General features: G+C 41.8%; 22 protein-coding genes, 1 other RNA gene, 1 pseudogene and 1 riboswitch. Of the genes and pseudogenes, 20 read left to right on the top strand and 4 right to left on the bottom strand.

All coding sequences use genetic code 11. The features are described from left to right. The first annotated feature begins 15 nt into the window (after positions 1-15). The 12 genes from AC4E8A_RS15160 to AC4E8A_RS15105 all read left to right on the top strand — a co-directional run bounded on the left by AC4E8A_RS15160 (position 16) and on the right by AC4E8A_RS15105 (position 10,111). The gene (locus AC4E8A_RS15160) at positions 16-1,263 is read left to right on the top strand and encodes a ribonuclease H-like domain-containing protein (protein ID WP_490194048.1); all 1,248 of its coding nucleotides are present in this window, start codon (positions 16-18) and stop codon (positions 1,261-1,263) included. A gap of 396 nt (positions 1,264-1,659) precedes the next feature. Beyond that, positions 1,660-1,959, top strand: coding sequence for a CotD family spore coat protein (locus tag AC4E8A_RS15155; protein ID WP_490194047.1), 300 nt, complete (start codon positions 1,660-1,662; stop codon positions 1,957-1,959). 104 nt (positions 1,960-2,063) lie between these two features. Then, positions 2,064-2,621, top strand: coding sequence for an SLOG family protein (locus tag AC4E8A_RS15150; protein WP_490194046.1), 558 nt, complete (start codon positions 2,064-2,066; stop codon positions 2,619-2,621). A gap of 71 nt (positions 2,622-2,692) precedes the next feature. After that, positions 2,693-2,998, top strand: a complete 306-nt coding sequence (gene gpsB / locus AC4E8A_RS15145; protein WP_490194045.1) for a cell division regulator GpsB — start codon at positions 2,693-2,695, stop codon at positions 2,996-2,998. 74 nt (positions 2,999-3,072) lie between these two features. Next, an RNA gene (gene rnpB, locus AC4E8A_RS15140) (RNase P RNA component class B) lies at positions 3,073-3,457 on the top strand. A 419-nt stretch (positions 3,458-3,876) separates the two neighbouring features. Continuing rightward, positions 3,877-5,019, top strand: a complete 1,143-nt coding sequence (locus AC4E8A_RS15135) for a THUMP domain-containing class I SAM-dependent RNA methyltransferase (RefSeq protein ID WP_490198885.1) — start codon at positions 3,877-3,879, stop codon at positions 5,017-5,019. Between the two features lie 308 nt (positions 5,020-5,327). Next, a complete protein-coding gene (locus AC4E8A_RS15130) occupies positions 5,328-5,525 on the top strand; it encodes a helix-turn-helix transcriptional regulator (protein ID WP_490198884.1) in 198 nt (65 codons plus the stop codon). Between the two features lie 15 nt (positions 5,526-5,540). After that, positions 5,541-5,918 carry a permease gene (locus tag AC4E8A_RS15125; RefSeq protein WP_490194044.1) on the top strand — a complete coding sequence of 126 codons (378 nt, stop codon included), beginning with the start codon at positions 5,541-5,543 and terminating at the stop codon, positions 5,916-5,918. A gap of 41 nt (positions 5,919-5,959) precedes the next feature. Continuing rightward, on the top strand, positions 5,960-6,133 hold the full coding sequence (locus AC4E8A_RS15120; RefSeq protein ID WP_490194043.1) for a hypothetical protein: 174 nt from the start codon (positions 5,960-5,962) through the stop codon (positions 6,131-6,133). Between the two features lie 77 nt (positions 6,134-6,210). Next, entirely contained in the window at positions 6,211-6,396 is a 186-nt protein-coding gene (locus AC4E8A_RS15115; protein WP_490194042.1) for a hypothetical protein, read from the top strand. Positions 6,397-6,563: 167 nt separating this feature from the next. After that, complete coding sequence (locus AC4E8A_RS15110) at positions 6,564-8,468, top strand: ATP-dependent DNA helicase (protein ID WP_490194041.1); 1,905 nt, start codon at positions 6,564-6,566, stop codon at positions 8,466-8,468. Positions 8,469-8,596: 128 nt separating this feature from the next. Beyond that, on the top strand, positions 8,597-10,111 hold the full coding sequence (locus AC4E8A_RS15105; RefSeq protein WP_490194040.1) for a carboxypeptidase M32: 1,515 nt from the start codon (positions 8,597-8,599) through the stop codon (positions 10,109-10,111). A 512-nt stretch (positions 10,112-10,623) separates the two neighbouring features. Here the strand turns inward: AC4E8A_RS15105 and AC4E8A_RS15100 are convergent. The 3 genes from AC4E8A_RS15100 to AC4E8A_RS15090 are packed head-to-tail and all read right to left on the bottom strand — an operon-like array spanning position 10,624 to position 12,914. Continuing rightward, positions 10,624-12,264 (bottom strand): b(o/a)3-type cytochrome-c oxidase subunit 1, encoded by a 1,641-nt coding sequence (locus tag AC4E8A_RS15100; protein ID WP_490194039.1) that lies wholly within the window; start codon positions 12,262-12,264, stop codon positions 10,624-10,626. Position 12,265: 1 nt separating this feature from the next. Then, entirely contained in the window at positions 12,266-12,745 is a 480-nt protein-coding gene (locus tag AC4E8A_RS15095) for a cupredoxin domain-containing protein (RefSeq protein WP_490194038.1), read from the bottom strand. A 19-nt stretch (positions 12,746-12,764) separates the two neighbouring features. Further along, positions 12,765-12,914 carry a cytochrome c oxidase subunit 2A gene (locus tag AC4E8A_RS15090; RefSeq protein ID WP_490194037.1) on the bottom strand — a complete coding sequence of 50 codons (150 nt, stop codon included), beginning with the start codon at positions 12,912-12,914 and terminating at the stop codon, positions 12,765-12,767. 229 nt (positions 12,915-13,143) lie between these two features. Beyond that, positions 13,144-13,245: riboswitch (purine riboswitch) on the top strand. A 124-nt stretch (positions 13,246-13,369) separates the two neighbouring features. On the opposite strand from AC4E8A_RS15090, the gene AC4E8A_RS15085 reads away from it, so the two are divergent. The 5 genes and pseudogenes from AC4E8A_RS15085 to AC4E8A_RS15065 all read left to right on the top strand — a co-directional run bounded on the left by AC4E8A_RS15085 (position 13,370) and on the right by AC4E8A_RS15065 (position 18,943). Beyond that, positions 13,370-13,954, top strand: a complete 585-nt coding sequence (locus AC4E8A_RS15085; protein ID WP_490194036.1) for a xanthine phosphoribosyltransferase — start codon at positions 13,370-13,372, stop codon at positions 13,952-13,954. After that, a complete protein-coding gene (locus tag AC4E8A_RS15080; RefSeq protein WP_490194035.1) occupies positions 13,951-15,246 on the top strand; it encodes a nucleobase:cation symporter-2 family protein in 1,296 nt (431 codons plus the stop codon). The genes AC4E8A_RS15085 and AC4E8A_RS15080 overlap by 4 nt, the downstream gene beginning before the upstream one ends. 523 nt (positions 15,247-15,769) lie before the next feature. Continuing rightward, complete coding sequence (locus tag AC4E8A_RS15075; RefSeq protein WP_490194034.1) at positions 15,770-16,072, top strand: hypothetical protein; 303 nt, start codon at positions 15,770-15,772, stop codon at positions 16,070-16,072. Positions 16,073-17,465: 1,393 nt separating this feature from the next. Further along, positions 17,466-17,630 (top strand): annotated as a pseudogene (locus tag AC4E8A_RS15070) (transposase); the annotation flags it as partial. Positions 17,631-18,172: 542 nt separating this feature from the next. Continuing rightward, complete coding sequence (locus AC4E8A_RS15065) at positions 18,173-18,943, top strand: SDR family NAD(P)-dependent oxidoreductase (RefSeq protein WP_490194033.1); 771 nt, start codon at positions 18,173-18,175, stop codon at positions 18,941-18,943. Between the two features lie 70 nt (positions 18,944-19,013). Here AC4E8A_RS15065 and AC4E8A_RS15060 read toward each other — a convergent pair whose 3' ends face one another. After that, the gene (locus AC4E8A_RS15060) at positions 19,014-19,472 is read right to left on the bottom strand and encodes a chemotaxis protein CheX (RefSeq protein ID WP_490194032.1); all 459 of its coding nucleotides are present in this window, start codon (positions 19,470-19,472) and stop codon (positions 19,014-19,016) included. Between the two features lie 253 nt (positions 19,473-19,725). Between AC4E8A_RS15060 and AC4E8A_RS15055 the strand changes: the two genes are divergently transcribed. The 3 genes from AC4E8A_RS15055 to AC4E8A_RS15045 all read left to right on the top strand — a co-directional run bounded on the left by AC4E8A_RS15055 (position 19,726) and on the right by AC4E8A_RS15045 (position 21,631). Beyond that, a complete protein-coding gene (locus AC4E8A_RS15055; RefSeq protein WP_490194031.1) occupies positions 19,726-20,799 on the top strand; it encodes a type III polyketide synthase in 1,074 nt (357 codons plus the stop codon). Next, the gene (locus AC4E8A_RS15050) at positions 20,796-21,365 is read left to right on the top strand and encodes an isoprenylcysteine carboxyl methyltransferase family protein (RefSeq protein ID WP_490194030.1); all 570 of its coding nucleotides are present in this window, start codon (positions 20,796-20,798) and stop codon (positions 21,363-21,365) included. The genes AC4E8A_RS15055 and AC4E8A_RS15050 overlap by 4 nt, the downstream gene beginning before the upstream one ends. Positions 21,366-21,469: 104 nt before the next feature. Then, positions 21,470-21,631, top strand: a complete 162-nt coding sequence (locus AC4E8A_RS15045; RefSeq protein WP_490194028.1) for a hypothetical protein — start codon at positions 21,470-21,472, stop codon at positions 21,629-21,631. The last annotated feature ends 120 nt before the right edge of the window (positions 21,632-21,751 follow it).

Raw genomic sequence — 21,751 nt, 5'->3', positions numbered from 1 at the left:
ATAGGAGGGGTGAAAATGTCACTGAAAAACAAGCTGAACCGTATGAAAAGCCATATTGTAAGGGAACCAGAAAACTCTTTGCCGAAGATGGCCGAGCCAGTAAGGCAGATGGATATTCCATATATGGATACATGGTCCAGCCAAGGGGTCATACCTTATTATCTTGATGACGACTATTGTTTAATCAAGGAGAAAGTATATAACCTTTCAGATTATCACGGGAAATATCAGCTGGGGCAGGTCAGGGAAGCGCTACAGGCATGGAATCAGTTTGAAGGCAGCCACCCCTTATCATCTAAAGGAATGACTGTTAAAGATTTATTTTTCTTTGACACCGAAACCACAGGACTCGGGGGCGGAGCCGGCAACACCATTTTCCTGCTGGGATATGCCCGGATCATGGAAGATAAGCTCATTCTGAGGCAGCATATCCTTCCTCAGCCGGGAAGTGAGATTCCCCTTTATCACAGCTTTCTTGAAAAGGTGGACTATAATACACTTGTCACGTATAACGGAAAAGCATTTGACTGGCCTCAGGTGAAAACACGGCACACATTGATCAGGGAACATGTTCCCAGACTTCCTTCATTTGGTCATTTTGATTTGTTTCATGGGAGCAGAAGGCTCTGGAAGTCAAAAATGGATTCTGTTAAATTGAGCAATGTGGAAAAGGAAATTCTTGATTTTCACCGGACAGATGACGTACCTGGTTATTTGGCTCCGATGATCTTTTTTGATTTTGTGGAAAGAAAAGATCCGGAAGGTATGCTCAAGGTGCTTTTGCATAATGAATTGGATATTCTCTCATTGGTTGTCCTATATAGTCACCTCAGCTTTCAGATTCTTGGGATTGATTCTGATCAAGGTTCCGAAGAAAAGCTGCTTGTCGGGAAATGGTTTGATTACCTTGGGGATAAGGAACAGGCAGTCATTAGATTGGAGCAGCTGGTGAGAGAATCAAATGGAAACGAGTCAATAGCGGCCAAACATTCCCTCGCCTATCAATATAAGCGGTTAAAGAAATACACCGCGGCATTTGATTACTGGATTGAAGTATCTGAGGTGGGACCGGAAGAATTGAGATTGGAAGCCTGTATTGAACTTGCCAAACTGACGGAACATCAATTCAAGGAATTGGAAACAGCCATGATGTTTAGTGAAAAAGCGTATGAGGAATTGGTAAAAAAAGAATTCAAAAATGAGAAGATGTTAACAGGTCTGACAAAAAGGATGGAACGTCTGGAAAGAAAATTAGCGAAATAGACGAAAATTTCCCAGGTAACCGCAGTTTTCGTTATTTTCTTTGATAATTGACAAAAAATTCACGAAATCCAAGAATTTCTTATTGAGGAATCCTCTTTAGTTTTGTAAAATGTTGAATTGTGTTGAAATTCGTTGATTCTAAAAATAAGAAGATAGGATGAAATATGATGAGTAGAGCTTTAGTTTTTCTATTTTTTGTTGTCATATGCTTAACCGTTTTCATCTTTTCAAACTTGAAAGACGGTTCTTATACATTTCTCTGATCGGCTGTCCTTAATGTCGAACGGAGTTTCATAAGCGAAAGCCTTGAAAAATAGGTGTTTGCATTAGTACATGTTCCCTCCTTTCATCATAGGCTGTTAATGTACCGATACAAAGATGAAAGGAGAAATTAGTATGCATTGCAGACCTAATCAAGTTCTTCCGACCGTTATGCATCCAACTAAATGCTGTAAGGTGGATAATTTTTCAACCTATGAAGTTCCTCATGTTCATCCACAGCATACGACGATAGTGAATAACCAGATGTATCAGCATAAGCATTATTTTCCGCAGAGCCAATCAATGGTGGACAGTGTCTCCCATCAGCACTTCAATTGCGGCCAGGGACCTGGACCAGGAGGGGCTCCCGGACAAATGGGACCTATGGGGCCAATGGGCGGTCCTGGATTTGGACCTTACGGACCAGGAAGGTAACGCCTTACCAACGAGGACACAATATGTGTCCTTGTTTTTATTTTACAAAGGACTCAGAATTGATTATAGTGGAGAGAACATCTTAATTGCAAGGAGGTCTGGAAGTGGGCACTGTTGCAGCTGTAACAGGATATAAAGCATTTGAGCTTGGTATCTTCAAAGATGATGAACCGGCGTTGAAATTTATTAAGGCAGCCATTCAGAAACAGCTGGAGTCCCTTCTTGACAGCGGACTTGAGTGGGTTTTGATCAGTGGACAGATGGGAACGGAATTGTGGGCAGCAGAGGTGGTTTTTGACCTCCAGCTTGAGTATCCTGACTTGAAGCTGGCTGTTTTGACTCCCTTTTTAGAACAGGAAGAAAAGTGGAATGAAAACAATAAAGAATATTATGAAATGATTATTTCCCAAGCCGATTTTGTAGACAGTGTTTCCAAAAAGCCATATACCAGTCCTGCCCAGTTCAGGAACAGGGATCAGTTATTCTTACATAAGAGTGACGCTGTCATCATTCTTTATGATGAAGAGAAAGAAGGCTCCCCTCAATATTTTTATAAAGCAGCAAAGGAATATAAGGAAAGTCACCCTTTGGAAATCCATCAGATTACATTTATGGATTTGCAATGGATAGTGGAAGAAGAACAGTTCAATACTATTGAATGAAAGAAAAATTGACAAATAAAGCTTTTTTTGAAAAAATATACTTGATGTAGGTTGAATTTAGAGGTGAAAATATGATATCTGATAAAGTGAAATTAACTGCAAAAGACATACTTGAAAAAGAATTCAAATCTGGAATGCGCGGCTACAAGCAAGAAGACGTTGATAAATTTCTGGATTTAATCATTAAAGACTATGAAACTTTCCATCAGGAAATGGAAGACCTGCAGCAAGACAATCTGCGCTTGAAAAAGCAGCTGGAAGAATCGAATCGCCGTCCGCCTTCACAACAGCAGCAAACAGGAACGACTAATTTTGACATCTTGAAAAGACTATCGAACCTTGAGAAACATGTTTTTGGAAACAAATTGTACGATTGAGATCCTGGTATTTAGTACCTCTTGTACTATCATGAATAGTAGTGTATAATTACTTTTTGGATATACTAATAATAACATTCGGGTAATCGCTGCAACGTCTGTTGTAGAGGAAAGTCCATGCTCGCACGGTGCTGAGATGCCTGTAGTGTTCGTGCCTAGCCAATTCATAAGCTAGGGCAGTCTGCATTCGCAGATTGACGGCAGGGAAAACACCTAAGTCTTTCGGATATGGTGTGAATACCTTGAAAGTGCCACAGTGACGGAGTCTTGCAAGAAATTGTAAGAGTGGAACGAGGTAAACCCCACGAGCGAGAAACCCAAAATATGGTAGGGGCACCTTCTTTGAGGAATTGAACGAGAAGAAGGACGAAACAATTGTTTCGTAGATAGATGATTGCCGCCGGAGTACGAGATTACCCATCGCTTGCAGTACGAAGGAACAAAACATGGCTTACAGAATGTTATTTTGGGGAATAATAATTGATAAACGACGCTCTCCTTCATAGGGGAGCTTTTGTTTTTTTGAATGCTGTTTTTCGTATTAATTGTTGCTTTAGGAGAATCTAAAGGAGCGGATTTTCAGCTTTGATACTAGGGCTTTTCTATCTGACTGGAAGAGCAGTACTTTTCTTTTTGCTTTTCGAGATATAAATGGTGAAATAGGGCATATACTTCTCCGTTTATATTAAATAGGAACAAAGTTTACGAAAAAGGCCTTTTGAAAGGGATATTCTCTCTTAGGATCAGGTTTATAAGATTCTGTCTATCTGTTGCTTAAAGTCATCTCCAATGGTTACACTTAGAATGGAAATACATAAGAATTGCCTTTAACCTATGGGGGCAAATTGAAATGATAATGATAAAGTTAGGGTGAATTAATAATGAAGTTCAAATTGATTGCCACTGCGGCGATGGGCCTGGAGTCTCTTGTAGCCAAAGAGGTACGAGATCTTGGCTATGAATGTGAAGTGGAAAACGGAAAAGTCATCTTTGAAGGCGATGGGAAAGCGATTGCCCGTGCAAACATGTGGCTCCGTACAGCCGACCGCGTAAAGATACTAGTCGGTGAATTCAGGGCTTATTCGTTCGATGAATTATTCGAGAAAACGAAAGCTCTTCAGTGGGAAGATTATCTGCCGGTAGATGCCCAATTCCCTGTACAGGGGAAATCGGTTAAATCGAAACTTTACAGTGTTCCCGATTGTCAGGCCATTGTCAAAAAAGCCATTGTTAACAGGCTTCAATCTGCTTATCATCGGACCAGCTGGCTCGAGGAGAGCGGTGCAGTATTTAAACTGGAGGTCGCTATCCATAAAGATGTAGCCTCACTGACCATCGATACAAGCGGGCAAGGGCTGCATAAGCGCGGTTACAGGATCGGCCAGGGGGAAGCTCCATTAAAAGAAACTCTTGCAGCAGCATTGATCCAGTTAACTACCTGGAACCCGGACAGACCATTTGCCGATCCATTCTGCGGTTCAGGGACGATTCCTATCGAAGCTGCGCTCATCGGGCAAAATATCGCTCCCGGATTCAACCGGGATTTCCTTTCCGAAGAGTGGCCATGGATGCCTGAAAAAATCTGGGGTGACGTGAGAATGGAAGCAGAAGATCTTGCTAAATATGATCAGCCGCTTGAAATCATGGGAACCGATATTGATCACCGAATGGTCGAAGTAGCAAAGAACAATGCATTTGAGGCAGGGCTGGGTGAATTGATTCAGTTCAAACAGATGCAGGTGAAAGATTTTCATAGTGACAAGAGCTATGGTGTCATCGTCGGAAATCCGCCATACGGAGAGAGGATCGGGGAACGTAAAGAAGTCGAGCAGATGTACAAAGCGATGGGGGAAGCCTTCGATAAAATGGAAACGTGGTCGAAATATATCATGACTTCCCATGAAGGCTTTGAAGAATTATATGGCAAAAAAGCTACGAAAAAACGCAAACTGTTCAATGGATTCATCAGGACAGATTATTATCAATATTGGGGGCCGAGACCTCCGAGGAAAGACCAATAAAGCTATGGTGGACCGCCTGTTTCTGGGCGGTTTTTTTTATGCTGTTGTGCCGGAGTTGGATGAGACGGGATTAACCAACAAGTTTGCAAGCTAAAGAAGAGTTGGCCATTAATCTGAAGAATAAGCCAAGTTCTAAGTGCTGGCAGGGGGATTTGTCTGATGGAACAGATAATGGACGAAATTTGATGAAGGGAACTAGCGTCTACTGAATCCGGGAATGAATCTGGTGTATAAGTGTAAAGGTTGCTTGACGTAAAGTTTACTTGACAATATAATAGGACTATGAAGAGGTGAAGCGCTTGAAAAACATGCTTGTGGATTTCAGGAAACAATTTGGATACTCACAAGATAAGCTTGCTGCCAAACTTGGCGTATCCAGGCAGACGATAATATCGATAGAAAAAGGGAAATATTTTCCATCTCTTCCGCTAGCTTTTGAACTGGCGAGGACGTTTAACACTACTATTGAGGAATTATTTATTTATGAAGGTATAGAAAAAGAATGAAAAGGGGAGATGTTGATGGATTACCATAGAAAGGTTTTCTTTATTTTGGGAGTGCTCTTTCTTTGCTTGGTTGGTTTCATTCTGTTTGCCTGCGTTATGGCTGAGTCTGCTCCACCTCCCGCTTCATATATGTTCGTATCAATGGCAATCATGAGTTTTTGCCTCAGTTATCTGTACCCTCAATTCAAACAAAAGGATGAACGAATGAGGATGATACGCCAAAAAGGAATGTTTGCGGCCTTTGTTTCACTAATGGTCTATTGTATTTTTTTAAATCTCAGTCTTCAAATAGGGGTGTTACAAGTAACAGCGGTTGAGCTTATCCAAATTCTCACTGCATTGGTGATATCTACAGTATTCGTGACGTTTGTGGTCTATTCAAAAATTTATTGAGGAGCCGGGGGATATTCCATTTGGGAAAGGAGGCTGGTGAAATGGTGTGGTTTTTTCCGGTAATGATCATTACAGGTGTGCTTGTTTCCTTGGCTGCGGCTAAAGGTGAAAAAGGGGAAGATGGCTCTCTGACTAGAAGAGGGGTCATAAAAGCTTCGATTATCCTGGTGGTCCTGTTTATCGTTTCTTTCGGAACGGTTTATTTTACCCGGTAAAAAGACTCTTGTTCCAGTCATAAAAGCCACGGAATCTGCGTATAATACGGTTATACAGATTCGGGGAGTGAAATGCAGTGCATAGGTCGTCAATAGACTTTTTTCGTATCTCAAAAGCATTACAGTTTACCATGGATAGGATTGAAGAAGAAAAGGCAAAGATGGATAGTCAGGTTATTGGCGGTTTGATGACAGCGAAGGAAGACTTGACCAACGCCCTTGCTTATGAACTTTTTTACAGCAATCCGCGGAACCAACTGTAAGGCGGAAAACTACAATCAGAATAAAATCAGCAGAAAACGCAAGCAGACCATGCTTGCGTTTTCTGCTGTTGAAGTATAAAATTAATTACTTATGGTTTGTTGTTTGGATTATTCATAAACTAGCACAGCTAGAATTAATAGAAACAATATAAAGGTTGGAGGAAGTTATGAGAGGGAAAATTCCATTTGCATTATCAAAGGAGCAGTCTTTCTATGAAGGGCTTGGCGACTGGATCGGAGACGTTTTTTATGACATTCTCCCTGAAAAAGGTTTTGAACTGCGTGATGAACAAATTTATATGGCCTTTCAAGTTTTGAAAGCATATAAAGAAAAGAAAGTAATATTTGCAGAAGCAGGGGTCGGTACGGGAAAGACATTGGTCTATTTACTCTATGCGCTCGCGTATGCACGATATACAGGGAAACCGGCGATCATTGCCTGCGCAGATGAAACGTTGATTGAACAGATTGTTAAAAAAGAAGGAGATATCAGGAAAATTGAGCAGGCGTTAAATCTGGAAGTGGATGTAAGGTTGGCCAAGTCCAGGGAGCAGTACCTCTGCCTGCAGAAACTTGAAGGGGAAATGCTTGAAGAAGATAAATATATGGACGTATTCAATGCTCTTCCAGAATTCGTTCACGGAAAGTCGTCCATGACAAAATATCATCGCTATGGTGACCGTAAAGAATACAGTCAATTGACTGATAAAGAGTGGGAAAGAGTTGGCTGGGACAATCTCCAGGATTGTATGTCTTGTTCCCAGCGCCACCGCTGTGGACAAACCCTTAACCGAGATCATTACCGTGAGGCTGCTGATTTGATTGTTTGTTCCCATGACTTTTATATGGAACATATCTGGACGAAGGATTCCCGAGTGAGAGAAGGGCAGCTTCCTCTGCTCCCTCAGGCAAGTTCTGTTATATTTGATGAGGGGCACTTGCTTGAATTTGCTTCCCAAAAGGCACTGACCTACAGAATCCAAAAAGAAACACTGGAAAGCCTGCTGGAAAAGATGACAGCAAGCGATATGCGTGAAAATACCATGTATCTTATCGAAGATATCATTACACAGAATGAGAAATGGTTCCATGAATTAAATCAGGCATCCCGAAAAGAAGAAGATGCTTTCCGCCTTCATGTGGAAAAGACAGAAAATGTCGTGATAGAAGGGCGCAAGTTGATTGATTTGATTGAGAAACTTACCGAAGAACTAGTGTTTGAATCTGAGATGTATGTGATGGACGAATATTTACTAAAAGTGATTGAAGAATATCTTGAACAAATACTATATTCCTTGAAGCTCTTTTTGGAAGAGAACAAAGGAATTAACTGGCTGGAAACCAATAGTGGAAATGAAACACTTGTCATCATGCCGAGATTGGTAGAGGAAATCCTCAGACAAAAAGTATTCAACCAAAACATTCCGTTCATTTTTTCTTCCGCAACACTGTCAAATAACAAAGATTTTTCGTATTTGGCAAACAGTCTTGGAATTGATCATTATGAATCTTTCATGGTGGAATCACCATTTGATTATGAAGAAAAAATGGTGATTGATATACCTTTATTCACTTCTGAACTATCGGAAGAGAAGCTTTTGTGTACTTATGAAAAAATAAAGGAAAACGAAGGAAAAACATTGGTTCTTTTCTCATCGAAGGGTGAACTTGAAACCTTTAAAGATTATCTGGAGGATAAAAAACTTCCGTACCCGGTTTATTTCGAAGGGGATGAGGAAATCAGTTTAACCGTTGAACGATTCCAAAATGAAGTGGACAGTGTGCTGTGTTCCTATCATTTGTGGGAAGGTCTCGATATTCCGGGAAAATCATTATCCCAGGTAGTGGTATACTCACTGCCATTCCCGCCGAAAGATCCAGTGTTCGATGCGAAACGAAATCATGCAGCCGACCCTTTTGCAGAAGTGGACTTGCCATACATGCTGCTCCGCCTCAAACAAGGAATCGGCCGCCTGATCAGGAGTTCTGAAGACGAAGGAAAGGTCTCCATCCTGCTTAAGGACAATGAAACAGCATTTACACAGCAGATAAAGGCTGTGCTTCCTTTTTAAGTAAATAGAATGGCACTATTAGCGGAAGATGCTTCAGGTATCTTCCGCTTTTTCAGTAAGTATATTACGAGTATTATTCAGAAAAATATGATAAAATTGGAAAGTAGCTAGAGATTAGGGGGAGTAATATGACAACAGCAATTAAAGAGATTGAAAGTGACTTTTTAGAATATGTAAAAAGGATGTCAGCCTATAACGAAGCATTAGGCCTGATCTTCTGGGATTTAAGAACAGGGGCACCAAAAAATGGAGTTGAACAGCGATCCGAAGTCATCGGGATGTTGTCATCTGATGTATTCGAGATGTCAACAAGTGAAGAAATGGCTGCATACATAGCAAAATTATCTGCACATAAAGATGAACTTTCAGGAATGGTTCTCAAGGTTTTGGAAGAATGCCAAAAAGAATATGACCGGAATAAAAAAATCCCTGCAGATGAATACAAGGAATATGTTGTACTGCAATCCAAGGCAGAAAGCGCGTGGGAAGATGCAAAAGCCATGGACGACTTCGATTCCTTCCAGCCTTATTTAGAAAAGTTAGTAGAATTCACAAAGAAATTCATCGGCTACTGGGGATATGAGGGCAATAAGTATAATACCTTGCTTGATATGTATGAACCAGGTATAACAGTCGAAGTCTTGGATAGAGTGTTCGGGGAACTTCGTGAAAAGATCGTTCCGTTGGTGCAGCGTATCAGCGAAACCAGCAATAAACCAAAAACAGACTTCATCTATGAGCAATTCCCAAAGGAAAATCAAAAAGAATTCAGCCTTAAGATTCTTGAGCAAATGGGCTATGATTTCAATTCTGGCAGACTGGATGAAACGGTCCACCCATTTGCCATCGGCCTAAACACGGGCGATGTGAGGGTAACCACGAAATATGATGAAGGTGACTGGAGAACTGCCATTTTTGGAACGATTCATGAAGGCGGCCATGCCCTCTATGAGCAAAATATTTCAAGTGACTTAACAGGAACTCCGCTTGCTACCGGAACGTCCATGGGAATTCACGAATCACAATCTTTATTCTATGAGAATTTCGTCGGAAGAAACTATGCATTCTGGGAAAAGAACTACTCTCTTCTTAAAGAGCATGGAAATGGCCAGTTTGATGATGTAGAGCTTGACCAGTTTTACCGTGCCATCAATGAATCAAAGCCTTCATTGATCAGAATTGAAGCGGATGAACTGACATACCCGCTTCATATCATGATCAGGTACGAAATTGAAAAAGGCCTTTTTAATGATGAAATCGAAGTAAAGGACCTTCCGGAAATCTGGAATAATAAATATGAGGAATACCTTGGGGTCCGCCCTGAAACCAATGCAAAAGGTGTCCTCCAGGATGTCCATTGGGCAGGAGGCAGCTTTGGTTATTTCCCATCCTACGCACTTGGTTACATGTATGCGGCTCAATTCAAGCAGGCCATGATCAAAGACATTCCTGAGTATGATTCATTGCTTGAAAAAGGTGACCTCGCACCTATCAGAGAATGGATGACTGAAAATGTCCATCAGTGGGGGAAAATGAAAAAACCACTTGAGATCCTGACAGAAGTGACAGGAGAAGGACTGAATGCCACTCACCTTGTAAACTACCTGACAGAGAAATATTCTAGTGTATACAACCTGTCTTAAACTGAGAGCCGGCGGCCGTTTGAATGCTGTCGGCTTTTTTTTATCACCGGAAACTAACCCCTTACTTTAATGGTTGTAAGAGAAGGTAAGGCTTTGTGTGCGGTAGAATTTTTCTCATCGTTGATTAGAGTGGAAGGTGTCGGGGCAGAAAAATCCTAGGTTACGTGCCGGAGGAATGAAATCACTCAAGCGAAGCTGCGGAAGCCGATTCAACTCCTGAGGCCAGCACCTGGCAGATTTCGGTCTCTCTCCTTGCGATAATTCAACAACAGCTCTCTTTGTCTGGTGTATTTCCTTTACATCTCATGTGGGAGCCTTCGGAACTGTATGCTGAACGGCAGACCCTGCTTTTCACTTCAACGTCTGGCCCGCAGAGGCGCCCACCTAAACGGAAATCAACAAAACCTGAAGTAAAAAAGGCAGAATCGTTCAGTGAAGTGAACGATTTTGCCTTTGCATTATTTGTTGAACTTTTTCAGTACCCTATTAAAGATTGAGTGCCTTTTTTATGGTTACCACAATTTAAATCCCTTTGATCCCGGAGGTGCGTTTTGAATCATTTCGGCAAATGGAATCGTATAGGCTGCTAAAATCAAAGCAGTCAAAACGGTAAGCCAGATCTTCCAGTTTTCCAGAACCATCGGTGTTTTTTCAGCTTCATCAGCAGTTTCACCAACAGGGAAATCTTGTTCGCCTTTAGGGGCAAAGAATGCCAGATTGATAAAGATATAAAGAATAAGGATGATGCCAAGAAAGAGAATTGTTCCGCCGACTGCTTGTGCAACCTGGTAAGGAATCCAGTCCAAAGCTTGTTGTGCATCTCCATAAGTTGAAAAAGAAGAACGTCTGGGAGCACCCAGCAATCCTACTGCATGCATGGCGCCTGACATTATACTCATGCCGACTGCCCAGGTGACAGCTTGAATGATTGCAAGTCTGTTCATAGCTTTTGTCAGAACACGCCCAGTTAAATGAGGAACCAGCCAGTAGGCAATACCAAAGAACGTCAAGGCAACCGATGTTGCCAGTGTTAAATGGAAATGGCCCGTTACCCAGATTGTGTTATGGACAACCTGGTTCATTTGGTTGGATGCATTTATCAGTCCGCCGGCACCTGCTGGGATGAAAGCAGCCATCCCGATGAATGGAACACAGAATCTTGCATCTCCCCAAGGCAGCTTTTTAAACCAGCCGAATAATCCTTTTGCTCCTTTGGAACGCCCGTATATTTCAAATGTAGCAAATAGGGAAAATGCTGTAATTAATGAAGGAATCACAACCATGAATGTCAGTACAACCTGCAGGAACTTCCAAGAAGCATCAATGCCCGGCTCAACCAATTGATGGTGAAATCCTACTGGAATTGAGAAGAGCAGGAACAAGATAAAAGACATCCTTGCAAGAGAGTCTGAAAAAATCTTTCCCCCAATGACTTTTGGAATGATGACATACCAAGCCATGTATGCAGGCAGCAGCCAGAAATAAACAAGGGGATGGCCGAAGTACCAAAACAATGTCCGGCTGATCAGGACATCCACTTCAGATACAAGGCCAAGAGACCATGGAAGCAACTGGAATAAAACTGTTCCTGCTACACCCAATGTGGCTACAATCCATAGTACGATATTGATGATTGCCATGAATGTCAACAGCGGACTAGGCTGCCCGGGGTGAAGTTTTCTCCAGTTCATATATTCTGCAATCATTGCTGCTCCGCCAATCCAGCTTCCGACAACCACAAAGGTTAAGCCGAGATAAAAAATCCAGTGAGCTTGAAGGGGTGCATAGAAAGTATAAAGGACGGTTGCTTCATTCAAAAGAATCATTGTTGCAGCCATGGCAGTCCCAAGCAGCATGATCCAAAATCCAATCCAACCAGTTATCCTTGAGCGTTTACGATACATACCTGAAGTCCGTGAAATGGCCGCGTGTTGGAACCCTATTATAAAAAAGGTAGTAAGTACAAGTCCTAAGAGAACGCCATGAACCGTCAATACCTGATAGTAACCAATGTTCGCTGGAAGAGTAAATCTGCCTGACCGGACCAAAACCTGGAGCAATCCTGCCAGCCCCCCTAATGCCAGTGCGATAAAGGCCACATATATATGAGCCATTGCTAAACGCGCATCTTTCCAATCAACTTTAGCCAGCATCTTATTCCACCACCTTAATCATTGTTTTCATCGTATGGTGACCGACTCCGCAGTACTCATTGCATAAAACGAGGTATTCACCTGCTTTATCAAATGTTGTAACATATTCACTGATAAATCCTGGTTCAAGCATCATATTAATGTTGGTTCCTGCCACTTCAAATCCGTGCACGACATCTTTTGTAGTCGCGATAATTTTTACGCGGGAATTTAAAGGAATCTTTATTTCTTCTCCCGAGAAGTAATAAAAGGCAGAGCCAACGACCACCAGCTCGTAATCCCATTCCCTGCCTTCAACTTTTTTCAAGCCGGGTTCACTGAATGGAGCAATTTGATCGACCTGCTCCGGATCGATATACGCTTGAGCGCTTGGAGGGGTATGACCTGAATGAAATGCGCTGATACCCAAAATAAATAAGAAAATAATAAGAGAGCCAGTACCTAGAGCAAGCCACCATTTTTCGTAACGGTGCATATGCATAACAATCTTCTCCTTCCACTTAGAAACGGTCTATGAAAATATAAAAAACTCCAAACCAGCTGAAAATAAGAAATATCCCAAGAATCAATACGGCAGTCAACGTGCCTTTCAATGAGGAATACTCCTCATGCTTTCCTTTTGGGTTATGGTTCAACTGCGGGTTTGCCATGCCGGTCACTCCTTTCATGAGTTACATGATCTTGTTACCTATGATAGGGATGAACAGAATAAAAATCTGTGATAAATGTCACACCTTTAATGGTTATTTGTGAAGAATGTGTGAAGATGAAGGTCTCCCGAAAACCCTTTTTGACGAATGATTTTATGATAAAACAATTTATTGTTCGGGTTAATTGAAAAAAAGGGTTGAATTCTTAGAATGAACTGATATACTAGTAATTAAATTCATATCACTTACTCATATAATCGCGGGAATATGGCCCGCAAGTTTCTACCGGATGACCGTAAATTGTCTGACTATGAGTGAGCAATGAACGGAATGGTTTCCACTCTGTTTTTCTTTGGTTTTTTAAAAAGGCTCAAAGGCATTGTCTCACTCATGTTGTGAGTGTGATGCCCTTGAGCCTTTTTTATGGAGGAAAGGGCAGAAGGAGGAGATTGGAAATGAAAATGTTAGAAATGAAGATCACCCAAGAAGGCAGCGTGCTATCTGATTCAGTTCTGAAAGTCGATTCCTTCTTGAACCATCAGGTTGATCCTGTATTGATGAAAGAGATAGGTGAGGAGTTTGCCAGCCGTTTTGCTGGAGAAGGCATTACCAAGGTGGTCACACTTGAATCTTCCGGAATAGCACCGGCAGTGATGGCTGCCCTGATACTTAATGTTCCCCTTGTATTTGCCAGAAAGCGCAAATCCCTTACCTTACAGGAGGGGTTGCTGACTGCCGAGGTTTACTCATTCACAAAACAAGAGACCAATACCATTACCATTTCTGAAAAATATATAAAAGAAGATGACACCGTGCTCATCATTGATGATTTTCTTGCCAACGGACAAGCTGCTGAAGGCTTGATTTCTATAGTTGAAAAGACTGGGGCTTCGGTTGCAGGGATAGGAATCGTGATAGAGAAAGCATTTCAGGACGGCGGTAAAATGTTGAGAGAAAAAGGTTACTGGGTTGAATCCCTTGCTAGGATTCAAACATTACAAAATGGCAGAGTTGAATTTTCAGAGGAGGTATTAGTATGAACCGGCTGAAATTATCATCACTGGCTATCCAGCATGTACTGGCCATGTATGCAGGAGCGGTCATAGTTCCTTTGATTGTCGGCGGTGCACTTGGACTGACAGGTGAGCAGTTAACGTATCTTGTATCGATTGATATCCTTATGTGCGGTGTCGCGACTATTTTACAAGTTTGGAAGAACCGTTTCTTCGGTATCGGCCTGCCTGTAGTATTGGGTTGTACATTTACTGCGGTTGGCCCGATGATAGCGATTGGTGGACAATTTGGAATACCTGCAATCTATGGGTCAATCTTGGTTTCAGGGTTATTTGTTATCCTGATAGCGGGTTATTTCGGAAAACTGATCCGTTTCTTTCCTCCTGTCGTGACAGGTTCTGTCGTAACAATTATTGGGATCACACTGATACCTGTTGCCATGAACAATATGGCAGGGGGAGAAGGTGCAGCTGACTTTGGCTCACTGTCTAATATTGGTTTGGCTTTTGGGACCCTGGTATTCATTATACTATTGTTCCGTTTATTCAAAGGCTTTGTACGAGCCGTTGCGATTCTCTTAGGTCTCCTTGGGGGGACAGTGGTTGCAGCGTTCATGGGGAAAGTTGACATTGCCCCTGTCATGGAAGCTTCCTGGTTTCATATGGCGCAGCCATTTTATTTTGGAATGCCCGAATTTCATTTGACTGCCATCTTGACGATGATTCTGGTAGCGATGGTCAGTCTAGTAGAATCCACAGGGGTTTACTTTGCGCTTAGTGATATTTGCGAAGAAGAAATTGACGAGGAAGACGTGGCGAGAGGATACCGTGCAGAGGGAGCGGCAATTGTTCTGGGAGCGTTGTTTAACGCATTCCCATATACAACGTACTCACAAAATGTCGGATTAACCCAATTATCAGGGGTGAAAACGAAAAATGTCATTTATTTGACTGGCGGTATGCTGATGGCTCTTGGTCTTGTGCCGAAGATTGGCGCTATGACAACCATCATTCCTTCAGCCGTGTTAGGTGGAGCGATGGTTGCCATGTTCGGAATGGTAGTTGCTTACGGAATCAAGATGCTGGGCCGTGTCGAGTTCAATTCACAGGAAAACCTTTTGATTGTTGCATGTTCTGTTGGAATGGGAATGGGGGTTACAGTAGTGCCTGACATGTTCAGCCAGCTGCCGGGCAGCCTGCAGATCCTGACCAGCAACGGAATTGTGGCAGGAAGTTTAACGGCCATTCTTCTAAACATCGTTTTCAATGTAAGTAGCTCAGAAAGAGCAATAAAAGTGGTTGGACAGAAAGCTTCCTAAAGAATAGTCGAAATCCCACCACAGGAACGGCTGAAAGGGGTCAATACGCCATCGTCATCTTCTAGGAAGTAGAGAGTGGGATGGCGTATTTTTTCGTAATAGGAGGGGGCGATAAGAGAAACACTGCAAAGAGTAAACCTAGTGGGATGAAAGATTAGATTGAATCCTTTGTGGTTGGTCTTATTGTTTTTCAGTTATTCGAGAAGTCAATTCCAAGCAAAATGGGCCTCATTCACGGCAGGTATAGATGGAGGTTTCTCATATGTTGTAGAGTTTACGCCGTATCCAGCGGTGTCAGGGGCAAGGATGAGTCGAAACGAGCGGCCGGGAAATATATTTTTTCAAAACCAGCTATGGATACTCTTGCAAAGGATGGATATTAAAGCGTTTAAGTATTCCGAGGAGGTTTTGCGAAGAGGATTTGACGTACGACAGATGTTAAATTCGCCACAAGTTACCCTTTTGTGGAAATCTCTGGTATGATTAAAGTAGATTCAAATATGTATATTGGAGGAGTTCACGTATGCTAGCAAAAATTAAAGCGGTAAAACTTTTGCCTGAACATAAAAATCCGATTTATAAAGTGAAGTTGGAGTGCCCTGATGGCAGTGAATTATTAATTAAATTTGATTATACCTATTCAACAGAAGCGTATATGCCATTTAAAGTGTACTCAGATGGAGTATCTAAGGGTGCACAATTAGCTTGGTATACAAGGAAAGTGGAGAAAACTACTGTTCAGAAATTTTTAAAAAATATTGCACAGAGAATCAACAAAAAATATAAATTCGATTTAAAAACTCATGAACTTCAAATACAATCATAGAGAATCGTGCTAATGAATAAGATAAAGAAACCCCGGAGGGCTGGATGAGGGCACTGAAAAAGTCCAATAAAGATCTAAAAGGCAGAATCGCTCACTTAATAGAGCGATTCTGCCTTTTTCACTACATGTTTTACGAAAAAATGTTGATTTCCGTTCCAGGTACGCGACTCCGCGGGGCAGGCGTTGAGCCTCCTCGGCTTCATAAAAAGCGGAAGCGGCCGTTCAGCGACGTACAGATTAGAGGGCTCTCGTATGAGATAAAGGAAACACGACGAACATAGTGAATTGATGCTGACTTATCGCAAGAAGAGAGACCGAAATCTGCTAGTCGCTGGCCGCTGGAGCTGGCTTCGCCTGCGGGGTTACGTTCCAGTGGGTACGTAACCTTGGTCTCACCTATCAAATGCAGAAGCGGCGTTCAACGACGTAAAGATTGGAGGGCTCCTGTATGAGATAAAGGAATCACAACGAACGAAGTGAGTTGATGATGACTTATCGGAAGGAGGGAGTCTGAAATCTGCTAGTCGTTGGCCGCTGAAGCTAGACGAGTCCCGCTAGTCCCGCAGGAGGTCGCGCACCTTCCACTCCAATCAACGTTGAGAAAAAAGAACACTACCCGCTATTTATATTATCTCGTTCGGTTAAGAGGGAGAAAATGCCTATTTGCTGGTGGTTTTGCGGGTTAAAATACAAAGATTTTTGCAGGCTGTTTTGAAGTGTAATGTGTATGAAAAATTGCACAAAAAAGAGGAGCTGCCAACGACCTTGCAGCTCCTCACTTCTATTATGCGGTATTTAATTAAGCCCCAGATCGGTTGAACAGCGGGTTTCCCGTTAAACTTTGCTTTCTTCAGCAATGAAACCAGGTTCTCTGCTAATTGAGGTTTATAGAGGGAAAAATTCCCCTTAATTAGCAAATAGTATTGAAAACAGCTTAAATAGAGGGAGAAATTCCTCTTATTTGACTCAAAAAACGTGATAATAGGCAGCTTTGCTTTGTATAAAGGGAAAAACTCCCCTTATTTTCCGCAAAAACCACGTCTACTCTACATCTAACGGTAAAATCTCCCCTTATTTTTCTCCCACTGGGTTATTCCCCTTCATCTTCCCATCTATTGTATCTGGCAATAACGAATCCGCGGACAAATTTGTAACATAAAATGCAGACCAGTTTGCAACACCACATAAATTTATGCGGTAGTGCAAATTGGCCTGCAAATCAGTATGCAAATCAGTATGCAACATTAAGCGAAAAAACTTCAAAACCATTGGTATGCCGATAAAAAAACCGATACAAAATGCTATGCAAATTGTACCGCAAATTACCTTTCAATTTATTGGTTTCTCCCTCACTACTGAACGGGTTACTATTTATATAAGTGGGTGGTTTCCAGTGATTCAACAACAACAAACAATGATGTTCAGTAAGTATGAAGGGCTTTATGATATCGTCGTTCCTCAAGACAATATGTTACGGAGAATAAACGATTTAATCGGCTTCTCCTTTATTTTTGATGAATTACAGAGTAAATATTGTCATGATAATGGGCGAAATGCATTCACAAGAAATGTCTCGAAAAGCAAGAAAAGAGCTGCTCTTCCATTCAGTTAAAAAACCGCAATTAGGACTTTTTGGAAGTGGCAATCAGTGAAAAAAACTGTTTTCAATTGCAAAGGATACCATTCTTTACTTTGCAGCGGAAAGTCTGCAGCTTGTGAAGGAATCCAGGGGACAAAGGGTAGGGTAAGCAAAACGCGTGATTTACAAAAGAAGGATTATAAATCAAAGGATACGATTAGACAGTGAGCCATATCTCCCGCACCAAAAATTTTCATCACCAAATCCAGCCTCTGAACATATGATAGAAGAACGAGTTCTTGGAGGTTTTTAAAATGGAGAAGTATTATTGTGAACATTGCAGGCGGCTGTTTGAGCAGGAGCACCTCTGTGATATTTGCAGGTTGGTAACGAAAAAAATAACGATTCAGAACTTATATCAGAAATCCCCTCAAAAAGAGGAATGATATTAGGAGGCAATCTCCCCTGAAAAGGATCGGGCATGTGTTAAAATAAGGTAACGATTGAAAGGGGAGATTGACATGTTTTTACCATCATTTGATCTTAGAGGAAAAACTGCAATAGTTACGGGTGCAGGCAGAGGCATTGGACGGGCGATTGCGATTGGCATGGCTGAGGCTGGAGCCGATATAGCGCTTTTATCCAGAACTGAGGAAGATCTGCAAGAAACAGCCTCACATATTGAGAAAATTGGAAGAACAGCATACATAATACCAACAGATGTTACAGCCAGGGAAGATGTTGAAAGGGCAGTTGCAAGTGTAAAGGAACAGGCAGGGGCAATTGACATCCTTGTCAATAATGCAGGCATGAATATCCGCTCACAAGCACTGGATGTAACAGACGAAGAATGGCAGAAGATTATGGATACCAACCTGAAGTCTGCATTCATGATGAGTCAGGAAACAGGGAAAATCATGAAGGAACAGACCAGCGGGAAGATCATAACGATTGCATCAGTTGCAGGGCAGGTTGCGCTGCGGACTGGTGTCGTATATGCAGCTACCAAAGCTGCGTTGATTCAGATGACGAAAGTGCTTGCATTTGAATGGGGCAAGTATAATATCAATGTGAATAGTATCGGACCTTGGTACTTTAAAACCCCTCTCACAGAAAAGCTTCTGCAGGATGAGCAGTATGTGAATGACATTTTAGCCGTCACTCCTCTCAAAAGGGTTGGGGAACTGGAAGAGCTTGTTGGTCCCGCTGTATTTCTGGCATCGCCTGCAGGGAACTATGTTACCGGCCAGACGCTCTTTGTTGACGGAGGCATGACCATTCAGGGATTTTAATAGAGGAATAAACAAAGAGAGAAGGCATGCGAATGATGATTCGTATGCCTTCTCTCTTTGTCATGTGGGATTAAACCAGGTCCACCATGATGATGACGATGAACTCTCCAACGTTCTCTAAGGTTAAAGGAAGCTTTAATGCCCGGTCAAACCCTGATAATCTCGACTCACCAACAATGACTGTCGGCGGAGTGATATCCATTGAATGGCCAAGCTGTGAAATATGTGTGGAAAGATTTCCGGCTATCATATTGCCAAGTTCCCCTGCAAAGGATTCAAGCATTTCCCCTTCAAGCGGCATTCCAAACATGGAGGCACCGAGTCCTTGAAAGTCTTCTACATCTCCGTCAAAGATGATCTGACCTCGAATATCGCCGGTAAGTCCGATTAGAACGCCTATATTATGTATTTTTACCGGCCCTGTAATGAGTGCAGGCTGATCAACTTCTACAGTGAGGGGAATGACCGATCTAATAGACTGAATCGTACCATTTAAGATATCGGTTACACTTTTTGTTGTTGTAGTCATGTCGAATCCTCCAATATTTTGTCTTTTTGAGCTTAGCATACAATTTAGGTAAAAAGAATGATTATTTTTAATTTTTGTAACTTATCATTCATTTCCTTTAGTTCTTAAGGAATGCCTGGCTGATGAGTAAATGTGATTATATTTCTTTTATCGGCAGTGATGATAATCTGTTTAAGTTTGATATTTCGAAAACATGCATGAAATTGAAATGAATGGAAAAGATATCCTTATTGATGTAAGGAGAGAGATTTTTATGCCAAAAATCCTAAAGGTGGAAACGGCGATTCCACCCTTTTGTGTTAAGCAGGAGAAAACAGCCATATTCGCAGAGAATCTATTTTCGGAAAGCTTCAGGGATATTAAACGGCTCATGCCTGTTTTCCAAAATGGGGAAATAGAGGCCAGACACTTCGTTCACGATCTTGAATGGTTTAAGCGTCCCCGGACTTTTCAGGAGAAAAATGCTTCATTTGTAGGTAAAGCAGTGGAATTAGGGACAGAAGCGGTAAAAAAATGTATCGAAAGCAATCCATCTGTGGCCTATGACGATATTGATGCAATTTTCACCATATGTACAACCGGTCTTGCGACTCCAAGCCTGGAAGCGAGGATTATGAACCACCTCCCATTCCCGGAACATGTAAAAAGAATCCCGATTTGGGGTCTTGGGTGTGCAGGAGGGGCAAGCGGACTGTCACGAGCGTATGAATATTGCCTTGCTTTTCCAAAAGCGAATGTGCTTGTATTGACGATTGAACTTTGTTCCTTGACGTTTCAACATGGTGATCGATCCAAAAGCAATCTGATAGGAACATCATTATTTGCCGATGGAACAGCTTGCTCCCTGGTCTGTGGGGATGATAGTCCGGTATTAAAGAATGTTAACAAGCCTCTGCCGGCAATTTTAGGCACTCAATCGACCACAATGAAAAACTCTCTGGATGTAATGGGATGGGAAGTCAAAGATGATGGCCTCTTCGTCGTCTTTTCAAAAGACATACCGACAATCGTTGAAAGCTGGCTGAAGCCAAATGTCGAAAGATTCTTGCATCAGTATGATTTGTCCTTGAAAGATATCAAGCAATTTATAGCCCACCCTGGAGGGAAAAAGGTACTTGATGCGTACTCGTCTTCCCTGGACCTTGATCAAAAGTTACTCGATAGTTCAAGGGACATCTTAAAAAAGTTCGGGAATATGTCTTCAGCTACCATTCAATATGTCTTAAAAGATCATTTAAATAAAGATATTAAGCCTGGAGAGATAGGGCTTGGTGTTGCTTTAGGGCCGGGATTTAGTTCCGAATTGCTGTTAATGAGGTGGGAATGATGTTTTATTTACTTTTTATGGTGATTGCGATTCAACGGCTTATTGAACTGCTGATTGCCAAACGGAATGAAAAGTGGCTGAAAGCTAAGGGGGCAAAAGAATATGGTCAGAAGCATTACAGGCTGATGGTAACGATTCATTTACTTTTCTTTGCTTCCCTGTTAGTTGAAAACATAGGGGGAAGGCAGCAGGTCAGTGAGTACTGGGTCTTGTTGTTTGCCCTGTTTCTGGCTGCCCAGGCTGGAAGGGTATGGGTCATTGCTTCACTCGGGCGTTATTGGAATACGAAAATCATTGTTCTGCCGCAGGCGGATGTGATTGCCAAAGGCCCCTACAAGTTCATCAAGCATCCCAATTACCTTATAGTGACAATCGAGTTCATCGTGATTCCGCTTATGTTTAATGCCTACTGGACATTATTCATTTTTGCCCTGCTCAATCAATTTATCTTATCAATACGAATTCCGGTTGAAGAAAAGGCGTTGACAGAGACGACCGATTACCAGGAAATACACCAAGGGAAGAAAGGGTATATTCCGATTATAAGAAAAGGGGAAATTGACTGAATGATTTTAAAACAATCATTGAAAATGATTATCATTTTTGATAAGATTCTAATTGAAGATGAAAATTATTCTCAAGACGTGCATGAAAGGGAGGGGTTTCCGGTATGACAGTGCTTTTGGTTATCCTGACAGCTGTTGTTTATGGCTTGCTAATGAAGTATGTACTATCGAATATATTTGTAACTAGACGCAAAACAGTTATGGCTGCTGAAGGGAAAATGGCTGCAGAGAAATCATCAGAACTTGTTCCAGTGTATGAGCGGTAATGGATGGCTTGCAAAAAAGGACTGAACGTTCAAGGATTAGCTTGAATGTTGAGTCCTTTTTTGTATCGTGATTCCGATTTCAGCCATGTTTTAATAGGAATGGAGAGAATTATAAGATAA

It is taken from the genome of Bacillus sp. SRL337, from assembly GCF_984799155.1.
The sequence above is the reverse complement of the archived record's forward strand: the minus strand, read 5'-3'. Positions and strand labels throughout refer to the sequence as shown.

Excerpts from the sequence above, each read along its gene's own strand:
- AC4E8A_RS15100 (WP_490194039.1), bottom strand. The coding sequence starts at position 12,264 with ATGCTGGCTAAAGTTGATTGGAAAGATGCGCGTTTAGCAATGGCTCAT.
- AC4E8A_RS15125 (WP_490194044.1), top strand. The coding sequence starts at position 5,541 with ATGGATTACCATAGAAAGGTTTTCTTTATTTTGGGAGTGCTCTTTCTT.
- gpsB (WP_490194045.1), top strand. The coding sequence starts at position 2,693 with ATGATATCTGATAAAGTGAAATTAACTGCAAAAGACATACTTGAAAAA.
- AC4E8A_RS15105 (WP_490194040.1), top strand. The coding sequence starts at position 8,597 with ATGACAACAGCAATTAAAGAGATTGAAAGTGACTTTTTAGAATATGTA.
- AC4E8A_RS15050 (WP_490194030.1), top strand. The coding sequence starts at position 20,796 with ATGATGTTTTATTTACTTTTTATGGTGATTGCGATTCAACGGCTTATT.
- AC4E8A_RS15160 (WP_490194048.1), top strand. The coding sequence starts at position 16 with ATGTCACTGAAAAACAAGCTGAACCGTATGAAAAGCCATATTGTAAGG.
- AC4E8A_RS15060 (WP_490194032.1), bottom strand. The coding sequence starts at position 19,472 with ATGACTACAACAACAAAAAGTGTAACCGATATCTTAAATGGTACGATT.
- AC4E8A_RS15080 (WP_490194035.1), top strand. The coding sequence starts at position 13,951 with ATGAACCGGCTGAAATTATCATCACTGGCTATCCAGCATGTACTGGCC.
- AC4E8A_RS15155 (WP_490194047.1), top strand. The coding sequence starts at position 1,660 with ATGCATTGCAGACCTAATCAAGTTCTTCCGACCGTTATGCATCCAACT.
- AC4E8A_RS15045 (WP_490194028.1), top strand. The coding sequence starts at position 21,470 with ATGACAGTGCTTTTGGTTATCCTGACAGCTGTTGTTTATGGCTTGCTA.
- AC4E8A_RS15120 (WP_490194043.1), top strand. The coding sequence starts at position 5,960 with ATGGTGTGGTTTTTTCCGGTAATGATCATTACAGGTGTGCTTGTTTCC.
- AC4E8A_RS15085 (WP_490194036.1), top strand. The coding sequence starts at position 13,370 with ATGAAAATGTTAGAAATGAAGATCACCCAAGAAGGCAGCGTGCTATCT.
- AC4E8A_RS15090 (WP_490194037.1), bottom strand. The coding sequence starts at position 12,914 with ATGGCAAACCCGCAGTTGAACCATAACCCAAAAGGAAAGCATGAGGAG.
- AC4E8A_RS15075 (WP_490194034.1), top strand. The coding sequence starts at position 15,770 with ATGCTAGCAAAAATTAAAGCGGTAAAACTTTTGCCTGAACATAAAAAT.
- AC4E8A_RS15130 (WP_490198884.1), top strand. The coding sequence starts at position 5,328 with ATGCTTGTGGATTTCAGGAAACAATTTGGATACTCACAAGATAAGCTT.
- AC4E8A_RS15065 (WP_490194033.1), top strand. The coding sequence starts at position 18,173 with ATGTTTTTACCATCATTTGATCTTAGAGGAAAAACTGCAATAGTTACG.
- AC4E8A_RS15055 (WP_490194031.1), top strand. The coding sequence starts at position 19,726 with ATGCCAAAAATCCTAAAGGTGGAAACGGCGATTCCACCCTTTTGTGTT.
- AC4E8A_RS15095 (WP_490194038.1), bottom strand. The coding sequence starts at position 12,745 with ATGCATATGCACCGTTACGAAAAATGGTGGCTTGCTCTAGGTACTGGC.
- AC4E8A_RS15110 (WP_490194041.1), top strand. The coding sequence starts at position 6,564 with ATGAGAGGGAAAATTCCATTTGCATTATCAAAGGAGCAGTCTTTCTAT.